At 30.7% G+C, this 4,733-nt stretch carries 3 protein-coding genes; 1 reads left to right on the top strand and 2 read right to left on the bottom strand.

Going from position 1 to position 4,733, the window contains the following annotated elements; all coding sequences use genetic code 11:
- Both ABY863_RS12830 and ABY863_RS12825 read right to left on the bottom strand, forming a co-directional pair.
- The coding region (locus ABY863_RS12830) for a sodium:solute symporter (protein ID WP_372795457.1) at positions 1-1,352 on the bottom strand (1,352 nt) is incomplete at its 3' end.
- A 13-nt stretch (positions 1,353-1,365) separates the two neighbouring features.
- Entirely contained in the window at positions 1,366-3,621 is a 2,256-nt protein-coding gene (locus ABY863_RS12825) for a GH92 family glycosyl hydrolase (protein ID WP_372795455.1), read from the bottom strand.
- Between the two features lie 150 nt (positions 3,622-3,771).
- Here ABY863_RS12825 and ABY863_RS12820 point away from each other — a divergent pair.
- Positions 3,772-4,733: sensor histidine kinase (locus tag ABY863_RS12820; protein ID WP_372795453.1), on the top strand; the 962-nt coding region annotated here is incomplete at its 3' end.

The following is a 4,733-nucleotide window of genomic DNA, read 5'->3' as shown; positions in this document are numbered from 1 at the left end:
TTAGCAGCTACATAGCCTCCATAAAGTGCACTGGTAATCCAAAGTGTAATAGAGTTTATAGAATCTGCAAAAAAGCCCATTATTACTCCTAAAATAACAACTGCGAAAGATGCTATATGACTTGCTTTTATGTAGTGTTTACTGCTCTCATTTGGTTTAAAATATTTTTTATAAATATCATTTACAATATAAGCTGGCCCGGAATTTACAAATGCAGAAAAAGTAGACATAAATGCAGCTAGCAAACCTGCCAACAACAACCCTTTTATCCCTACAGGCACATGATTATTAATTACTTTAGGTAAAATAACTTCTAAATCATTAAGACTTAAAGTTGATGAAGATGCCATTTCAGGAGCTAAATAAACCAATCCTAATACAACAATACCTCCAATAAGTAAATAACGTGGAATAAAAAGTACTAAATTGGTGAAGCCAGACATATATGCCGCTTCTTTAACTGACCTTGTTGATAATATTCTCTGCATATCGTAACTTGGCGTTGGACCTGCTATACTAGCAAAAAAACCTTTAAATAAAGACATTCCAATAAAAGCTCCAAACATTTTATATCCTTGAGTATCTATAAGTCCATTAAAAGCCTCATATTTTTCGTTCCAAGAACCTTTAATTTCCCATCCAAACAAAAGATTATTCCATTCTGTTGAAAGAGCATTATTTATTTCAACATCTGATACGGCTATAAATGCATAGACAGCAACTAAAATACCTGCAACTACCATTATTCCATATTGAAGTACTTCGGTAGCTACAACTGAAAACATTCCTCCTTTTATTGTGTAAAGCGTTGTTAAGAATATAATTGATAGAGCATAACTCTGATCTGATGTTAATAAAACACGTTCATTAAACATTAATGTTAGATCCCAAGGAAGTATAATTGTCATGAATTTCCCTACACCTTCAAAGAAATAAGCAATAAAACCAATAGTAGCTATAATAGCAAAAATAGCAACTATAATATGTGATGCTCTTCCCGCTTTATCATCTCCAAACCGAGTTAAAATCCATTCTGAACCCGTCATTATATTTGATCTTCTTATCCAAACAGCTAAAAACATCATTATGAAGATTTGGTTAAAAATCGGCCACATCCACATAAACATGAAGCTTTTTACTCCATATAAAAATAGAATTCCTACCATCCAAGCAGTTCCAGAAACATCAAACATTCCTGAACCATTGCTTAACCCTAAGAAATACCACTTTATATCGTTTCCTCCCAAAAAATAAGATTTCAGGCCTTTTGAAGCTTTTTTTGAAACCCAAATTCCTACAAATAATGTTAGTAAAATATATACTACAATTATTGATGCGTCAATTATATTCATTCGCTATTTTTTATTATTTTTTAATTCCCCATTCTTTGTTAGGTGTACTTCCCATTTTAAATTGGAGTGTACCTCCTAACATTAATTCTTTATGTGATATGCTTGTTCTATTAAAGTCTTCACCATTTAAAGTTCCCGACTGAATATAAATATTGGAATCAGACACATTTTCTGCAATGATTGAAAACGAAGCTGTTTCAGAAACTTTTATAGTTGATTTTTCAAAAATGGGACTCCCAATTTGATATTCTCCCGATGCTGGGCTAAATGGATACAAACCTAAAGAGCTAAATACATACCAAGCCGACATTTGCCCACAATCCTCATTTCCACTCAAACCTTCTGGACTTATATTGTATTGTGTTTTTAAGATTTCACGAACCCAATATTGCGTTTTCCATGGCTTGTTGGCAAAATTATACATATATGCAATATGATGACTTGGTTCATTACCATGCGCATATTGACCAATTAAACCAGAAATATCTGCCGATACATCATCTCCTGTTATTTCAGAAGACTCTGTAAATAATTGTTCTAATTTATCTGTAAAATTATCTTCTCCTCCGTGCATTTTAATCAGGTTTTCAACATCGTGTAATACAAACCAACTATGTTGCCAAGCGTTTCCTTCTGTATATTCTGCTCCAACTCTATGGGCCGAATATTTTGGATCAAAAGGCTCTTTCCATGCAGTTCCAGCTTCATTTTTACCTCTCATAAAACCAGTTTCAGCATCAAACAAATACTCGTATGCTTTTGAACGATTTATGAAATATTTATAATCTTCCTCCTTGCCTAATTCTTTTGCAATTTGAGCAACACACCAATCGTTATAGGCAAATTCAAGTGTAATAGTAACAGATTCATCCAATAAATTATGAGGTATATACCCATATTTTTTATAATGATTTAAGCCTCTTTCATCTTGCATCATTGTGGTTTTCATAGCGTCATAGGCTTTATTTATGTCAAACCCTTCAATCCCCTTCATATAGGCTTCAGCAATTACTGGAATGGAATGGTACCCAGTCATAGTATTGGTTTCGTTACCGTATAAAGTCCAAACTGGCAAAACCCTTTTTGTCTCAAAATAAGATAACATTGAGTTAATGATATCTGCAACTTTTTCTGGTTGCAGAATTGATAATAAAGGTTGTTCTGCTCTAAATGTATCCCATAATGATAATGTAGAATATGCTATAAAATCTGTAGCTTTTTCTATCTCATCATTTTCTTTTCTAAATTCTCCATTTGCATCACTAAAAGTTACTGGAGCAATTTGCGTATGATACAACGCAGTATAAAATATGGTTTTTAAATCTTCATTTGAACTTTCAACTTGAATGTTAGATAAATTTAATTCCCAGTTTGATTCAGCGTTTGTTTTAACAGAATCAAAATTAAAATCACTTCCTGAACTATTCAAATTTTCAAGGGCATTTTCAATACTCACCGAAGATAAACTTACTTTAATCTGAACTTCTTCCCCACTTTTTTCATCAAAAAATAATTGAGCAAATGTTTTCTCTCCTTCAACTGAATTTTCCTCTACATAATTTCCATCTTTTACTAAGTTATACGTTAAAATTGGTTTTGAAAACTTTGCAATAAAAAACACCTTTTGATTTTTTGCCCATCCTGTGCTAAATCTAAACCCTGAAATGGTATTCTCATCTGTTATTTTTATACCTGAGGCCAAAGCCTTATCCCAGTTTATTGCATAACCAAGATCAACTACTACAGATTGAGTATCGTTTTCCTTAAAAGTATATTTATGGTTTGCTGCCCTTAAACTAGAAGTTAATTCTACTTTAATATTAAAATCTTTTAAATCTAGATTATAATAACCTGGACTGGCTTCTTCATTTAAATGTGAGTAAGCAGACTTATAAGGCACATCATCTCTTGATTTAATTTCGGCAGTTAAATCTACTTCCTTATTAACCGGCATAAATCTAATATCTGTTAAATCTCCAATACCCGTACCACTTAAGTGCAAATGACTAAAACCTATTGTAACTGAATCAGAATTATGATAACCAGAACACCAATCCCAATTAGAAATACCATTATCAGGACTCACTTGTAACATTCCAAAAGGAACTGTAGCTCCTGGATACGTATGTCCATGACCGCCTGTCCCAATAAAAGGATCTACATACTTAGTTAATGAATAATCCTTATTTTTAATTCGTTTTTCAACTTTATTACATGCATTAAGCACTAAAAAAGTTGCTATTAAACATGTTATATTTATATATTTCATAATTTTTAATTGTAACTATAATTTTAAAAAATTATTTAGTAATTCATTAATTCATTAATTTAATTATAAATATTATTTAATTTAGCGCAACCAAAAAAAAAATTAGACGTATAGCATCTAAACAACGTCGAACATAAAAACAACTATACAATGCTCTTTAATAAAAAAGTTGAAAGTATAAGAATAAATGCTGGTAAAGAAATCACTTTGAAGCATCACATTATTTTTTGGTCTATTTATTTTCTATTAAATACTTTACGCTGGGGAAATTATTTTGAAGACTACGGTTATTCACTAAGAACCAATCTTATTGGATTTCCAATTCATATGACATTGGGTTATTTAAATGTCTATGTATTAATGCCCAAATTTATTTTTCAAAAAAAGTACTTAACTTATTTAGGAATGTTACTGCTAGCTCTTTTTTTAATGCTTTTAGTAAAATTTAACCTAACATATTATCTTGAAAATGGGAATGTTTGGCCAGAAGGACATGAAATAGATAAATTAACATTAAACTATTCTATTGATATGATGATTGGAGAGTTGTATGTTATTACGTTTGTAACTTCTATTAAAATTACAATGGACTGGCTAAAGGAACATAAGAGGTTGACAGATCTTGAGAAAGTCCAATTAGAAACTGAACTCCTGTTTTTAAGAACTCAAGTTTCTCCTCATTTCTTTTTTAATACTCTAAATAATATTTATTCTCTTTCACTATCAAATTCTCCCAAAACTCCTAAGATAATTCTTAAATTATCTGAGTTAATGCGCTATTTATTATATGAAACTAAAAATAAAAGACAAAGTTTAGAAAAAGAAATATTATGCATTCAGAATTATTTAGATCTTGAACGATTGAGGTTTGATGACCAATTAGAAGTAAATATGAGCATATCTGGCGAAATTTTAGATAAAAAAATTGCTCCAATTTTATTACTTTCTTTTGTTGAGAATGCCTTTAAACATGGTGCCAATAAAAATCTTGGAAAAATAAGAATTGATATTGACTTCAAAGTTCAAGAAGATTTTCTTTACTTTAGCATTTCCAATCCAATGCCAGCTAAATCCGATTTTCATCAACGATTTAATAAGAAAGGTGGAATAGG

The sequence above is a fragment of the Lutibacter sp. genome (assembly GCF_041562875.1).
Taxonomy (GTDB): domain Bacteria; phylum Bacteroidota; class Bacteroidia; order Flavobacteriales; family Flavobacteriaceae; genus Lutibacter.
Note: the sequence above shows the minus strand (reverse complement) of the source record. Positions and strands in the feature narration are given on the sequence as shown.

Coding starts and splice junctions, on each gene's coding strand:
- ABY863_RS12825 (WP_372795455.1), bottom strand. CDS start 3,621: ATGAAATATATAAATATAACATGTTTAATAGCAACTTTTTTAGTGCTT.